The organism is Iodidimonas muriae, assembly GCF_014647255.1.
In the GTDB taxonomy this organism is placed as follows: domain Bacteria; phylum Pseudomonadota; class Alphaproteobacteria; order Sphingomonadales; family Rhodothalassiaceae; genus Iodidimonas; species Iodidimonas muriae.
The window spans coordinates 1-13,675 of sequence record NZ_BMOV01000006.1 but is presented as its reverse complement, the minus strand read 5'-3'; the positions used below and the strand labels follow the sequence as shown (position 1 = coordinate 13,675).

Genomic DNA, 13,675 nt, shown 5'->3' with positions numbered 1-13,675 from the left:
CGCCCGAATTGGGCGGGGACAACATGATGGAGGAACTTCTCATGGCCGAAGAAACTCGAAACGTCTTCATTAGCCACGTCCACGAGGACGATGATGGCCTCGGGAAAATGAAGGAGCTCCTTGGAAAGAGGGGCTTCAATATACGGGATGGCTCCATCAACGCGGAGAAGCCGAATAACGCGACTAGCCCCGAGTACATCAAATCCCAAATTCTGGCCCCCCGCATTCAGTGGGCTGGGACCATGATCGTCTATATTTCCCCGGAGACCCGCAACAGCCCTTGGGTCAATTGGGAAATCGAATATGCGCACAGGCTCGGCAAGCGCATTGTCGGCGTTTGGGCGCATGGCGCCGCCCAGTGTGACGTTCCCGACGCCCTGGATCAGTATGCGGACGCTGTCGTCGGCTGGAATAGCGACCGCATCATCGATGCCATCACCGGCCATGTTAACGACTGGAGAACGCCAGAAGGGGATTTGCGGACGGACCGACCAATCACCCGCTATAGCTGCTGATGGAGATCGAAGCGTGAAGCTGCACTCGTATGTAGTCGCCCGGGACTTTGGCTTCGCGCCGAATCCGTTCTACGGCTTCTGCACTCTCGCCACGTGTAAACCGATCATCAGACGCATGGCTCAAATCGGCGACTGGGTGGTAGGAACTGGTTCCAAGACCCGTCGTCGTCACGGCCATATGGTGTTCGCGATGCGCGTGACGGAGACAATGACCTTTGACGAGTTCTGGGGCGATCCCCGATTCTTTCTCAAGAGGCCGAACTTGGCAGGAAGCAAGAAACAAGCTTTCGGCGACAATATCTATCATCGCGATCCAGTGTTAGGCGCTTGGTGCCAGGAAAATTCGCACCACAGCTACGCGGACGGGTGCGCAAACCAGAAGAATATTGCTAATGACACACAGACGGATCGCGTTCTCATAAGCGATGACTACATCTATTGGGGCGGTAGCGGGCCCGAAATTCCCGAACGCTTTCGCGGCAGTCGGGGCACGGATTTATGTGCCGGTCGAGGGCACAAGAACCGTTTCCCCGACCTGTTTGTTCAGGGGTTCATCGAATGGATCAGGTCTCAGGGCGAGCATGGATACGTCGGGACTCCACTTGACTGGGCGCTGTCCCCCTGATGCGGAAGCCATGGAGGCCCTCTCAGTGGAATAAAGGAAGCTGCGGGAGCCCGTTACCACTGCGAGAGTTCAAATCATAAATAGTGGTGAGCCCACTGATGAACTCCGCCTGGCCGCCATAGCTTGGGTGTCGCACCGCGGTCGCTTTCACGCCCATGCTTTGAAGAGCGCCGTGCGCATCGCGGCCGATGGCGACAATATTGTTTGGCTTCAGCTTTTCCAAGAGCCAAGCCAACAAGGGTTGACAGGCCTCCCGTTCCGACCGGGTGTGACTGCGGTTCGACATCGGATCACCCGGCTCATGTGGATGGAGCGGAAAGACGTTCCACAGAAAGATCGGGCGCTCGATCACTCGAAGCATGCGCCAAACAACCGTCGCAGTCCTCTCAGCGAGCGCAGGCCCTTTGGTGGCGCGCAAAAGCGGCGGCGTGCCGAAGAGTGCTGCATGAAATGACAAATGTACCTCGTCCGTCAAGGCAAGACCTGTCCGGCGCCCGCCTCGATACCCGAGGTCCCGAGCGATCCAGATTGAATCCACCCCCTTCGAAAGGGCGGCCTCAAGAACCAATTCAAGGTTGCGTCGACGAGTCGCCGGTGCGTCACCCTCGTCGCAGTCCGGGCATGTGTCGGCATAAGGATTGAAGGCATTATTGAATCGTAACGACGATAGGTGCTCTAAGAAGGCGAGAACCGGCGAGTTTCCAATCTCATTCATTTCGGTGCTCTAAAAGTGAGGGTGTGCTTGTTCAAATCGGCAATGACCGTGCCGCCACGGTGTTCCTGTAATTTTCTGAACACACGAAATCCTTCCAAAATCGCGCGCTCCCATTGCCAGAGTGGACGGTCCTCGACTTCATACCCCTTCACCAGTTCGCGGATAGCCTTCAGGAGTGAATAGTCAAGGGACTTGATGCTACGAAAATGATGATTCCGAAGGCCGTGGTTGAAAACCCATGTTGAAACGCCTTCCTCAATCAGGATGGCGCGTGCACCGTCCTCATTCTCATCGATCTTAGGACAGCTCTTGCGCTTGACCTTGAACAGGGCACGCATAACCGGGGACCAGCCGAGGATCGCCGCATATGCGAGGTGAAACACGTCGTGGAATCGATAGTCATCCGGCTCGAACCGATTGTCCGTCAACCGATCGCCGATGTTGATACCGTTGCATTGCTGAAAGACGTATTTCTTCCCATCAACGTCCTTCTCCTTGAACACCACTTTGATTCGGCGAGGCAGGCGTTCGTCTTCGTCAAAGCGCTCACTTTCGTCATAGAGGGCCCCCCACTTTCGTTCTAAGGGCCAGCGGCTGAACGCTTTCGCGATATTCCGGCATGCGGCTTCCTCGAGACTGACATCGGCATCATCGGCTGCTGCAATCAGCGCGCGGAAAATTTCTACGAGATTGGCAGAGAGTGCGTCCCGATTTAGTTTGAATTTCTTGTTGCTGAAATTCTCCATGAGCTGACCGACCTTTCCGGCCAGCGCCAGCAGCCGCCTTTCAACCCGCATTGTGGAGCGCGGCCCTGAAAATTCTGCCTTTGTTGTCTGGAGATCGACGAAGGTCGATGCCCCCTCGCGCCCGTGATATTCCCAGTTGGCAAGATCGGCAGGAACGAGCTTGGCTATCGCGGAAAGAGAGAGGTTCGCACGGAGGGCCGCATTGGCAAAATACCAAAGCACATCTCCGAACTCCTCGATGACGGCGTCACGGTAGGCGACATAGGAGTCCCTATCCCTCTGCTTCTTCTTTAGCTCGCTCAGAAGGCTGCCAACTTCACCAAACAGTCCGAGAAGCACGAACCCCAATCCGGCGACACCCGGCCGCTTGTTTTTGTCGGTTTTGGTGGTGAACTGTTGGTATTCGTCTAGGCTGACGGGCGTTTCGGCATCAGGAAACAGCCCAAGCTGTGAGCGAATAAGCCTGATTTCGTCGGCTGTCGCCAACTGATTTCCCCCATTCCCCTGAGCCGAACTCCCCCTTCGCCGCCTTGACGTAGCGATCACACCGATCCGCCAACGATGGTACAACCGTTAAGCGACGGAGGTAGAGAATCACAAATGGAGCAATTTGGGAACCCCTGATCAACCTGCATCAGCCTACAGATATCCCGCTGTGGACTTGAAGCCACGGCACAGTGCCGAGGGACGACAAATAAAGCTAAGCGAATGCCTCTCACGGGAAAGCTGGACCGTCACTCCGTTGCTTTCCTCCGCCTATTCCATTCCAGAATCGCAGCGTTCGAGAGCGGCTTCGAGGTGTCGGCAATCTCCTCCTGGTAGCGCCGCTCGGCCTCGAGGTCGTGGACGCGCTTCACGTCCTCGACGCTCGGCCCCTCGATGCGGCGCGGGGCTTTCTCGATCATCTTGGTGCCGAACCAGAAGCCGATGACGGAAAGCATGATGTACCAGAGCATCTCCGGCACGTTCTGGAGCGCCAGCATGGCAAGCGAAAAGGCCGGCGGGTCGATCACCGCCCAGACGAAGAGGGCGATGACGCCGAAGGTCATCAGCGGCCGCGGCAGGCGGTTGAGGCCGTCCACAAAGCTGTCCCACCATGTGCGGCGCTCGCGGTGCGAGAACTCGGCCTGGAAGCCGGTCTGCACGGCCATCTGCTCCTCGGCGGCGTAGCGGTCGCGGGCGGCACGGTCGCCGAAGACGGTCTCCACGAGGCGCTGCGCGCCGCCACCGGTGAGCATGGAAAGCAGTTTTCCGATCATGCCACGGACTCCTCGACGGGTTGTTTGAAGGATTCGGCGCGCTTCAACCAGCCGCGCAGGAACACCCTCTGCGCCGGGTCGGCGGCGACGAGGCGGCGGTAGAAGTTCGCCCGCTGGTCGGCGATGGCATTGGCGAGGAACGGACCCATCTGTTCTTGTGCCTCGGCCGCAGCCCGGCGCGTCTCGGGCCCGACCGTGCCGTCGACATCGACCCGCCAGCCGGCAAGCCCCAATATCTCCTGCAGGATGCGCACGGCGCGCCGCGGGCCGTGGTTGACGGCCATGTCGAACACCTGGTCCACGATCTCGTCCGGCAGCGTGTCGATGCGCGGGCCGGCGAGATAGCGGGCGGTATAAATCTCGCGCGCCGTTTCCTCGTCGAGCTGACGCACCTCGTCGATGCTCGCCGGCCGGCCGAGCCATTCCGAGAGCGTCGCCCGCGTGATCCCGAACTTGGTCGGCCCGCCGCGGTCGGCCGGGTGATGGACATAGCCGCCCTCGCGGGCGAGCACCTCGTCGAGCAGTTTCTCGATCCTTTCCATCAATTGCCTCCATTGAAGAGGTGAAGCTTCCAGGCGAGGCCGGCCAAGAGCAGGGCGAAGACGGCGGTGGTGACGAGCCGCACCATGGTCTGCCAAGCCGTGCGCTGCGCGAGACGCAGGGCGTGGAGGAGAGCCCTGAGATCGCGGATGTCCTCGCGCGCCTTGCCATTCTCGAGGCCGATCTCGGCCAGCGCCCGGGCGACGCCCTGCTCGACGGCGCGGGCGATCACCGCTTCGAGATGTTGATCGGTGTCGTTCATTTTCCGACCTCCTTGATCGGTTTCAAGCGGCATAGAACCGGATGCCGGACAGGCTGGTGAAGAACATGTTCGAGGCGGCCACCTCGACGTCACCATTGGCGTGGATGTTCCAGCGGCTGAGGCCCCCGGCCGAGTAGCCGGGGAAGATGAGATCGCTCTCCGGCCGGTAGCCGGCGAGCAGGGTGAAGATCACGCCATCTTCCGACGCCGTGCCGTTCTGGATGGCGCCCTCGATCGTCACGAGACCGGACTTGTCGATACGGTATCGCGGGTTTTGCCAGCTGCCCCCGAGGCCGATCCAGTTCATGTTGAGGGACGGGATCTGCCACGCGCCCGGGCTCAAGTCGGGTACGTCTTCCAGCCAGCCGGCGCCATCGAAGACCCAGGTCTTGCCGTCGGCCCGGTTGAAGGTCCGCCAGCCTGTGGCGGGCACATGGAACCGCCAGCCCGCGAACCACGCCGCGATGGCGCCGTCATGCCCCGCCCAAGCCCCCGTGGCGCCGGAGGCGACGAGATGGCGGTCGCCTTCGGCCGGGGCGGCGGGCGGTACGGTGCGGTCGGCGTCGAGCACCGAAGGCATGACCAGCACGTCGAGGCGGTTCAGGGCTTCGTTGTGGGTCACCTCCTTCTGGGCTTGGGATTGGACGATATAGGGCAGCGCGAGATTGGGAGACGGCATCAGAGAATTCCCTCCGTAGGCATTCCGCGCCCGACACGGGCGCTCAGTTGATGGACTCGGACACGAACCGACACCGGCACGGCGCCGAAATCGGCGATCTGGTCGGCGGCCAAATAGGTGACGGTGGACGTGGTCGCGGACAGGGTTCGCACCACGGTGTCCGCGGCATCGAGGATGTCGACCTCATAGGCCTCGGCTTCCTCGCCGAGCGGCGCATCGACGCCGTCGAGCCAGGAGGCATCGAGGCGGGTGCGGCGAATCCAGGTGACGACGAGGTCGTCGCCATCGCGGCGTCCGGCCAAATGCACCGGGGCATAGGGCCGCAAGGCCCGGCCGGTGTCGGTGAACTCGACGGACTCGGCGTCCGATACGAGTGTGCCGACCGAAGCCGCTTTGAAGTGGCGCGCGACGCCGATCTCCGAAGTCTCGACCACCGGCCGCAGAACGCCGCCGCCGATGAGAAACACGAAGCGCTCGCCCGTCTGATGCGTGGCGATCGCGCCCTCCGTGCCCTTCCTCCCGCGCAGGAATCCGGAGAGCCGATATTGGCCGGGTGCCGTCAACGTCGCGCTGGTGAACTGCACGATCTCCTCGCCGATCAGCGCCGCATTGGCGCCGTTCAGCACGTCCGCCTCCATGACCGAGGCGAGCGTGTCGCCCGGGTCCAGGAGGGCGACCGTGACACTCGCCTCCCGATCCCAATAGTCGGCCGGCCCTGGCGTCAGGGCATCGAGCGTCGTCCCGATCACCGCGCCGGTCGGCAAATCGAGGAAGGGATCGTAATTGATGCCGCCGTCGCGCGAGCGGAACAGGACCGCTCCGGCCCAGCCGGCGGACGCGCCGTTGCCGGCGACATAGAAACCGGCATCGTCGTCGGCGTCGCGCAGCATCGGAAGGTCGAGAAGATGGGCGACGGTCACGCCCGGCAGCAGGACCTTCTGGGCCGGCACGGCGGCTCCCGCGGCCAGCGCCCCCTTGGTCAGCACGCTCGACCCATCGGTCTCGCATTCGAGCAGGACGGTGCCCGGCGGGCGCAATTCCTTGCGCGTCACCCGCAGCAGTCGTTCCCGTCCCTCCTCGAGGCTGGTAACCAGTTTCATGCCCGGCTCGACATGGAGGTAGAGCATCGGCAATTGGAGTGTCACCGCATCGCGGCGCGCCCAGGCGATCGACAGCATGCGCTCGGCGATCGCCTTGGCCTCGGCCGCGCCGAGGATGAGCGGCAGGTCGACCGTGATGTCGGCCGTGGAGTTCAAGGTCGAGCGCCGCGCCCGCTGACTATTGGCCTGGAAGTCCCGCGCCGGGTCGAGATGCTGCACCGTCACCTGGCGCGGCAGCTCGAGGTCGGCGGTGCGCTTCGCCTCGAAGGTCCGCGGCCGGTCGGTACCGAAAGGATGAGCAGCCAGATGCCCGCCCGGCACCTTGGCGGTGGGCGTGCCGTCGACCGGGAAGACCTCGAGCACGCCCTCGATCTCGGCCATGTCGAAAAAGAAGGCCGATCGCAGGGGGTCGAGGGCCGAGCGCAGCGTCGTCGGACGGGCGATGGCGTAGCCCTGAAGGTCGATCCGCTCGGTGCGCGCGGCATCGAGGAACGGGATATCGGCGTCGGAAAACAGATCCTCGATCACGGTCGCGACCGTCGCCGTCTCGCCCTTCACCACCTCGAAGGTGAAGTTGGGGATGCGGTTGCCGAAGTCGCCCAGTTCCAGATGCTCGAAGACGATATAAGCCATGCCCCGGAAGGCCGGGGTGTCGGCCGGGCCCAAGGCCGCCTGGATGACGGGATCGGGAAGCTGGGTCTCCGAACCCGGATAGACCCGCAGGGCGGAGGCATGTTTCTGCACGCCCGCCTCGTCGCGAAAGAGCTTGCCGTCGGCCCAGATGCGGCGAACGGACGTGATCGGGCCTTTGCCGAGCGCGATGGCGCAGTCGACGTGCCAGGTGAAGGTGGTGGTCTTGGTCTTGCCGCCGCCGCCCTTGCCACCCTGCACCTTGGTGGTCTCGGTCTCGACCAGGCCCGACGACCAGATCAGATTGCCGGCGACCCGCACCGTGCCATAGAGGCGCGGCACCGGCTGGCCGTAGGTCGAGGCCTGGACCGAGAGGTCGTCGAGCCGCGGGCCCTCGGATTTGCTCACCGGGCCAAAGAGCGCCGCATCGATGCGCGAGCCGACCAGCGCGCCCGCGAAGGCGCCCAAGGGCCCCGCGAAGGCGGTGCCGACGGCGGTGAGGACGAGAGTGGCCATGTTCAGTGACCGGTGATCAGTGATCGGTGATCGGTGATCGGGAAACGGAAGGCGGCCACGATGCGGGACGCCCAGGAATCGTCGATGCGGTGCTCGACGACTTTCCGCGCCGGGGCGTAGGCGTGGATCATGCCGATATCCGTCCTGATCGCGAGATGCTGTGGCCGGCCGTCGATCAAGAGCAGCAGCACGTCGCCGAGTCCGGCTTCGGCGAGCGGGATCTCGGTAAGATGGGCACGGACCAGGCGCTCCATTTCCGTGTCGTCGGGCCGGTGGCCGTAGCCGGTGACGTCGATGCACATGAGGTCCAGCTCCCGAGCGACGCCAATGACGAGCCCGGCGCAGTCGACGCCGACGCCGCGGACACGGCCCTGGTGATGAAACGGCGTGCCGAGCCAGCGCCGTGCGGCAGTGACAATTTCATCTGCCATCATATGGTTCCGATCACTGATCACCGGTCACTGATTACTGGTCACGCTTTGGGATCCGGTATCCGCAGCATGGCGTCGGTTCCTGGGACATGGGGCTCGCCGCGGAAGTTGACGACGTTGGAGAACTTGTCCCGGCAGGTGGAGAGCCGCTTGTCGCAGCCGGGCCAGATGCGGAACGTGTCACCGACGGCGATGTCGCGGCCCATCGGTTCCCAGAGCTCGAGGCGGCCAAGGCTGTCGGCCGTCGGCGCGGTCCAGGTGCGGATTTCGGTCCTCCTGCCGGCATTGGCGCCCGTCAGCCACAGCAGCTCGCCATAGTCGAACCAGCCGTCCTCCTGGGCCAGATCGTTCGTAAAAAACACGCGGTTGTCGGAGACGGCGCCGAGCGTGCCATCGGTCACCGCCGACACCGTGGCGAAGATCTGGAATGCCTCGCGGTCGATGCCGCAGGGGGCCGAGAACAGGTCGACCCGGCATTCCGGCGAATAGCTGTCGATCACCGGCTGCTGGATGCGCTGGGCGAGGCCGCGGAGCTCGGCGGTGAAGGCGGCGTCGGACTGGCTGACGGTGCCGATGGTGCCGCGCCTGAGGATGGTCTTCGGGATGGTGATATCGGACCAGTCCACGAGGAACAGCTCGACCTCGGCATGGTCGTAAAGGCCGGCCAAGAGGTCGGTGGCGGTGATCTCGTCGGCGTCGATAGCGCCCAGCATCTCGGCATCGGCCGCCGCCATCTCGGTGTCGGAGGCGAGCGCCGAGGCGGTGAAGCCGTTGGCGGGCCGGTAGGTGACCCCGTCGACCTCAAGCGGCCGGTCGTGCGATGTGAACCCGAGGACCACCCCATCGGTGCGGGCGATCCGCCAGCAGGTGGCGAGATGGGTGAGGCCGGGATAGAGCTTCCAGGACTGCTTGTCGAACAGCCAGCCGTCGCGCATCACCTGCTCGCGCGACCAGACGAAGACCTCCGCCGGTCCTTGCGCGAAGGCCCGCCAGATCGCCTGGTCGATGTTGAACCAGGTCCAGCTGGTGGCAGCGAGCAGATTGAACCCGGCAAAATAATGGATGCGGTCCTTCGGGTAGCCGAGGATTGCGGTCGCCAGCCCCCAGGTTTTCCGGGAGAAGGCGAAGTCGCCCTCGATGACGCGGTCGTACTCCTCGATCTGGAGGATATCGAAGGCGGGAGATTTCCAGTCCTCGACCGGCAGGTTCAGCATCTTCAGAAGCGGCGCCCCCTCGCGCAGCAGTTGGGGCGAGAATAGGAGGATGTGCGACACCGCCGCAGGAAACACGGCGCGAATTTCGGCGACCAGCCAGGCGGTCGCGGCGCCCAGCCGGTCGCGGCACCATTGGATATAGGGCAGATGCTGCGCCGCCGGCTGGCCGAAGATGGTGGTGAGCTTGGGCTCGGGCACCGCCGCGCCGGTCGCCGTCGTGTAGGCCGCCATGGTGGTGGCGTCATAGATATGCGGCGCCTCGCTGCCGAAGCTGCCGTCCCACCACCAGGGCTCGCCGATCTGGAAGGCGGGCTCGCCGCCCGCGACCGCCACGCGGCCGAGCAAGTCGAGATAGACGGCGCGCAGATAGGCGAGCGCCGCCACCACCGTGGGCGCGATCAGCGACGAGGGCGGCTGCCAGCCGGTGAGCCCCGGATTGCCGGCGTGGTCGCGCTGCATCCAGGCCGCCGGCATGAAGCGGTTCAATATCTCGAAGGAGAGCGAGACGATGATCTTATAGCCCTTGGCGGTGAGCCGGGCGAACAGGTCGTCGATCCACTGTGCGGTGGGCGCGTTCAGGACCGGCTTTGCCGGATCGACGATGTAGCGCCCCTCGCCTTCGTCCCACGAAAGCGCGTGGAATTTGCTGATCCCCATGAAGAGCACATAGAAATCCCGATAGCCGAGCCGCCAGACCTGCTCGACGATGCGTTCGGGGGTCAGCGGCCAGGCATTGTCGAAGCCGTCGGCCATGCGCAGGGCGTGAGGGGCACGCGGCGCCAGTTCGACCGGTAGCGTACTGTTGGGGCCCGTGACGCTGATATTGGCGATCTCGACCATGGCCTCCTGCTCGCCGATCGGCTCGGCGTCCCTGGTCTCGACGAAGACCTCCGCCCCCGCCGCGACGGTGAAGCCGCCGACAGTCGCGAGCGGCTCGGCGACCGTCACCGTCTGCACCGGGCCGGTGGTCGACGAGGTGACGGTGAGGAACGGCTGCTCGGCGGCAAGGCCGAGGATGAAGATGCGGTCCCCCGGCTCGATCGGCCCCGCATCCCCGACATTGATGGTGAGGAAGGTCGCGCCAGCCGGCGCCTGGGCTGCCAGCGTGCAGTTGCCGCGCCCCGCCTGCTCCGGCTGCAGCGAGAAGAACAGCCGCTTCACGTCATGCCAGGGAACCAGCGTGCCAGCGAAGAAGCCGGATTTGGTGGTCTCGTCCAAGACCACCCGGATATGGCAATCGTCGGGCGTGCCGGCGGTTGCATAGTTCCATATCCGCACGAAATGGGTGGGCCCGGCATAGGTCTCGACGGTGAGCGTCACCGACTGCAGCCGGTCCATCGAACGGATGCCCGCCGACAGCCAGTCGAACTCGAAGACGATGCCCCGATAATCCTTGCGCCGCGGCCAGGCATAGAGCCCGTGGTCGATCGTATCCTCGGTCGGCCAGATCAGCCCCATGAGGTCGCGGTTGGTGCGGAAGGTCGCCATCACCCGCAGAGCATCGGGCCCGGTGGTCACCACCGTCGCCATCATCGGAAGCGGAAAATCGACATGCCACCAGGCCGGCTCGAAGCGGCGGATCGTGCCTGTGGCTCCGGGCTTCGGATAGGGGATCAATTTGCTCATTCACGGATCTCAACGATCGGAATCTCGGAGAGCTGCATCATGTTGGGCACGGGGGCCGTGGCCTCCAGCCGGTCGATGTCGAAGCGGGCGGGCACGTCGAACTCGTAGCCCGCCGTCACCACCACGCCGGCAGGCGGCGGCAGGTCAAAGGTGACGATGCCGGTGGCGATATCGACACTCCAGCCTGCCGCCTGCTCGATGCCGCCGAGCGCGATCCGGACCGTCCCCGCGACCGGCCGGGTGATCCGGCGGACATGATCGATCCCGCCCGACGTGTAAGTCTTCACGAGCGCAAAGAACTGCTCGGCGCCGTCGCCGCTGCCGATCGCCTGATCGGTCGGCGTCACCGGCGCCTTCAAGGTCCCCGACTTCCAGTCCGACCAGTCGCGGAAGCGGAAGCCCCGCGCCCGCCCGGCCCGGGCGTAGAAGAAGGCGAGCAGCGTCTCATAGTCGGCGACACTGCGCACCCCGGGGGCCACGTTGAAGCGCAGCCGGGCGCCGGCCCAGTTGCGGTTGCGGGCCTCGAAGCCCGAGGCGAACTCGGTGACCTCGGTCGAGAACTCGGGCCCCGCGGTCGAGCCCATGCTTAGCCCGAGCGGAAAGCGGATGTCGTCGAAGTCGGTCATCGGTGATCAGTCATTCCGGATCAAAGACCCCGCCGTCCGGCGCTCACCATGCGGGCGAGGTTTGCTGCGGCCTGGGCGGCGGAGCGGCGGACCTCGGCGGCGTTCGAGACCGGACCGTTGAAGTTGATCACCACGCTCGGTATCCCCGCCTCCCGCGCCGAGAGACGTTCGCCCAGCATCGCCATTTGCGCCGGCGTCAGCACCGCCTCGCCGCGGTGCAGGATCGCCGGCACCTCGTCGGGGCCGACGACCCCGCCTCGGGCAAAGTGGGGTGCGCCGATGAAGGCGTCCGTGGGCACCAGGCGCGCGGGACCGGTGTCGCGACCGACCACGCCGCCGGCATGGAAGAGGCCGGCGAAGAGTCCGCCGCCCCCTCCCGTGCCGCCACCGATGGCGCCCAGAAGCGGCGCGATGATCGCCTGCCGGATGGCGATGCGGGCGATATCGGCGATGATCGCGCGGGCGAAGTCGCCGAACTGGAGCTTGCCGGTGGTGACGAAGGAGACCAGCGCGTCCTCCATGCCGGCGAACAGGTTGCGGGTCACCGTCTCGGCCGCGGCGGCGGCATCGGTCGCCCGGTCCGCGATGTCACGAACGGCGCGGTCGACGCCGTCGCCGAAGTCGCGGCTCTCCGCCAGCATCCGATCGCGGGCGTCGGCGAACGCCGTATCGGCCTCGCCCAGCGCGCGGTTGAAGCTGTCCTGGTCGATGGCACCGGCCTGGAGCAGCATATTGAGCCGCTCGAGGGTGGCGGCATAGTCCTCCGCCGGCGTCCGGGTCGCCGCGATGATGCGGGCACCCTCCTGGCGCAGCCGGTCCTCGGCGCGCATCGCCTCGGCCAGCGCCTCGCGCGCCGCCTTCTCATCGAACAGCGCGCCCGCGAGCCGCTCGACCTCTGCCCGCTGGGCGTCGGTAGCGCCGTCGGAGAGACGCGAGAGGGCCTGGTCGATGAAGGCCGCGCGTTCGTCGGCAAGGCCGGCAAGCTGGCCCGCCAGGTCATCGACGACCTTCATATTGGCCTCGGCGACGCGGCGGGCGGCCTCCTGGGCCGGGCGCTCGATCGCTTCGATCCGCCGCCGCGCCAGTTCCTCGGCATTGCCGAGGGCCGCGTCGACGTCGACGGCGTTGCCGCCATCGGGCGCCCGCAGCGCCTCAAGTTTCTTTTTCGTCTCGTCGAGTTCGCGGTTGACCTTGGCGATGCGCTCGGCGGGGTCGGTCGCGAGCTGATCGAGGGCGCGGTCGATGCTCCCGCGCTGGGTACTGAGCAGTTCGCCCAAGCGCTCGGATTCCGCCGCCCGCCGGCCTCCTTCGGCGCGGCGCTGCTCCTCGGAAAAGACCTGGGACTCCTGCCGCGCCCGGGCAATCAGGGCGTCAACCTCGGCCCGCAACTGCTCGACCCGCAGCTCGGCGAGCTGGACCACGGCCCGCCCGCGGCCCTGATCCTGGAACCGCGCCAGCTTGTCCTCGGCTTCGATCAACGCCTTGTTGGCCTCGACGATCTGGACGGAGATCGGGTCCTCCTCGAACAGCGTCGCCAGACCCTCGAGTGAGCGCGCGAGCAGGTTCAACGACGTTTCCGCCGTGCCCGACACCGCCGGCGTGCGGCCGATCGATTCGAGGAGATTGCCCCAGGCATCCGAGAGCCGGTTGGCGGCCCCGGTGAGGCCGCCGGCCTCCGCCGCACCGGCGCCGCCGACCTGTTGTTCCAGCGCATCGAGGATGACCTTCTGGGCTTCGGCCGTCCGCCCGGTCTCGACCAGGGACTCGATCAATTCCTTCTGCGATGCCGTAAACGACACGCCGACCCGGCGGAGCGCCGAGATGCCCTGGACCGGCTCTTCGAGCGCCTTGCCGAGCTGGGTGGCCGACGAGCGCAGGTCCTGACCGAACACCGCCGAGAGGTCCTGGGCCAGCCGGATGGCGCGGGTGAAGGTCGCGCCCGCGACCGAGCGGAAGGTGGCGAGCACCGCGGCCGCGTCCTGCACCGCTTCGGCAGAGGCTAGCGTCGAGCGCTCCATCTCGTCGGCAAAGCCGGCGATGTCGCGCGCGGTCAAGCCGGAGGCAAAACCCGTGGCCCGCAGCACCGCCTCGAGGCGGCGGTACGACCGCTCGGCCTCGGCGGCTTCGGCGATGCCGCGTGCGAGCACGAGCCCGACGCCGGCGAGCGCCGCCCCGGCCGCCAGCCCCGCCG

Annotated in this window: 13 protein-coding genes; 2 read left to right on the top strand and 11 right to left on the bottom strand. The window is 65.4% G+C overall.

What is annotated here, in order from left to right:
- Positions 1-41 precede the first annotated feature (41 nt).
- Together IEX96_RS09085 and IEX96_RS09080 are read left to right on the top strand one after the other, a co-directional pair.
- Positions 42-515, top strand: coding sequence for a TIR domain-containing protein (locus tag IEX96_RS09085; protein WP_150005187.1), 474 nt, complete (start codon positions 42-44; stop codon positions 513-515).
- Positions 516-528: 13 nt separating this feature from the next.
- Entirely contained in the window at positions 529-1,140 is a 612-nt protein-coding gene (locus IEX96_RS09080) for an Nmad2 family putative nucleotide modification protein (protein ID WP_150005188.1), read from the top strand.
- A gap of 22 nt (positions 1,141-1,162) precedes the next feature.
- On the opposite strand, the gene IEX96_RS09075 is transcribed toward IEX96_RS09080, so the two are convergent.
- The 11 genes from IEX96_RS09075 to IEX96_RS09025 form a co-directional block, all read right to left on the bottom strand.
- Positions 1,163-1,855, bottom strand: coding sequence for a uracil-DNA glycosylase (locus IEX96_RS09075; RefSeq protein WP_150005189.1), 693 nt, complete (start codon positions 1,853-1,855; stop codon positions 1,163-1,165).
- Positions 1,852-3,087 carry a nucleoside triphosphate pyrophosphohydrolase family protein gene (locus tag IEX96_RS09070; RefSeq protein ID WP_229773633.1) on the bottom strand — a complete coding sequence of 412 codons (1,236 nt, stop codon included), beginning with the start codon at positions 3,085-3,087 and terminating at the stop codon, positions 1,852-1,854. Before IEX96_RS09070 ends, IEX96_RS09075 begins: the two co-directional genes overlap by 4 nt.
- A 248-nt stretch (positions 3,088-3,335) precedes the next feature.
- Positions 3,336-3,860, bottom strand: coding sequence for a 3TM-type holin (locus IEX96_RS09065; RefSeq protein ID WP_150005190.1), 525 nt, complete (start codon positions 3,858-3,860; stop codon positions 3,336-3,338).
- Entirely contained in the window at positions 3,857-4,402 is a 546-nt protein-coding gene (locus IEX96_RS09060) for a glycoside hydrolase family 108 protein (protein ID WP_150005191.1), read from the bottom strand. Before IEX96_RS09060 ends, IEX96_RS09065 begins: the two co-directional genes overlap by 4 nt.
- Positions 4,402-4,662, bottom strand: a complete 261-nt coding sequence (locus tag IEX96_RS09055; protein ID WP_150005192.1) for a DUF6127 family protein — start codon at positions 4,660-4,662, stop codon at positions 4,402-4,404. Before IEX96_RS09055 ends, IEX96_RS09060 begins: the two co-directional genes overlap by 1 nt.
- Positions 4,663-4,684: 22 nt before the next feature.
- The gene (locus IEX96_RS09050; protein WP_150005193.1) at positions 4,685-5,341 is read right to left on the bottom strand and encodes a DUF2793 domain-containing protein; all 657 of its coding nucleotides are present in this window, start codon (positions 5,339-5,341) and stop codon (positions 4,685-4,687) included.
- Entirely contained in the window at positions 5,341-7,587 is a 2,247-nt protein-coding gene (locus IEX96_RS09045) for a phage tail protein (RefSeq protein WP_150005194.1), read from the bottom strand. Before IEX96_RS09045 ends, IEX96_RS09050 begins: the two co-directional genes overlap by 1 nt.
- 2 nt (positions 7,588-7,589) lie before the next feature.
- Positions 7,590-8,021: a C40 family peptidase gene (locus tag IEX96_RS09040; RefSeq protein WP_150005195.1), complete on the bottom strand. Its 432-nt coding sequence runs from the start codon at positions 8,019-8,021 to the stop codon at positions 7,590-7,592.
- Positions 8,022-8,059: 38 nt separating this feature from the next.
- Positions 8,060-10,858, bottom strand: a complete 2,799-nt coding sequence (locus tag IEX96_RS09035) for a phage/gene transfer agent baseplate hub protein (RefSeq protein ID WP_150005196.1) — start codon at positions 10,856-10,858, stop codon at positions 8,060-8,062.
- Positions 10,855-11,484 carry a DUF2460 domain-containing protein gene (locus IEX96_RS09030; RefSeq protein ID WP_150005197.1) on the bottom strand — a complete coding sequence of 210 codons (630 nt, stop codon included), beginning with the start codon at positions 11,482-11,484 and terminating at the stop codon, positions 10,855-10,857. Before IEX96_RS09030 ends, IEX96_RS09035 begins: the two co-directional genes overlap by 4 nt.
- 20 nt (positions 11,485-11,504) lie before the next feature.
- On the bottom strand, positions 11,505-13,675 hold a 2,171-nt coding region (locus IEX96_RS09025; RefSeq protein ID WP_188873811.1), incomplete at its 5' end, for a phage tail tape measure C-terminal domain-containing protein.

Bases quoted from the DNA above. Each gene is read 5' to 3' on its own strand.
- IEX96_RS09085 (WP_150005187.1), top strand. From the start codon at position 42: ATGGCCGAAGAAACTCGAAACGTCTTCATTAGCCACGTCCACGAGGAC.
- IEX96_RS09075 (WP_150005189.1), bottom strand. From the start codon at position 1,855: ATGAATGAGATTGGAAACTCGCCGGTTCTCGCCTTCTTAGAGCACCTA.
- IEX96_RS09030 (WP_150005197.1), bottom strand. From the start codon at position 11,484: ATGACCGACTTCGACGACATCCGCTTTCCGCTCGGGCTAAGCATGGGC.
- IEX96_RS09055 (WP_150005192.1), bottom strand. From the start codon at position 4,662: ATGAACGACACCGATCAACATCTCGAAGCGGTGATCGCCCGCGCCGTC.
- IEX96_RS09050 (WP_150005193.1), bottom strand. From the start codon at position 5,341: ATGCCGTCTCCCAATCTCGCGCTGCCCTATATCGTCCAATCCCAAGCC.
- IEX96_RS09045 (WP_150005194.1), bottom strand. From the start codon at position 7,587: ATGGCCACTCTCGTCCTCACCGCCGTCGGCACCGCCTTCGCGGGGCCC.
- IEX96_RS09060 (WP_150005191.1), bottom strand. From the start codon at position 4,402: ATGGAAAGGATCGAGAAACTGCTCGACGAGGTGCTCGCCCGCGAGGGC.
- IEX96_RS09035 (WP_150005196.1), bottom strand. From the start codon at position 10,858: ATGAGCAAATTGATCCCCTATCCGAAGCCCGGAGCCACAGGCACGATC.
- IEX96_RS09040 (WP_150005195.1), bottom strand. From the start codon at position 8,021: ATGATGGCAGATGAAATTGTCACTGCCGCACGGCGCTGGCTCGGCACG.
- IEX96_RS09065 (WP_150005190.1), bottom strand. From the start codon at position 3,860: ATGATCGGAAAACTGCTTTCCATGCTCACCGGTGGCGGCGCGCAGCGC.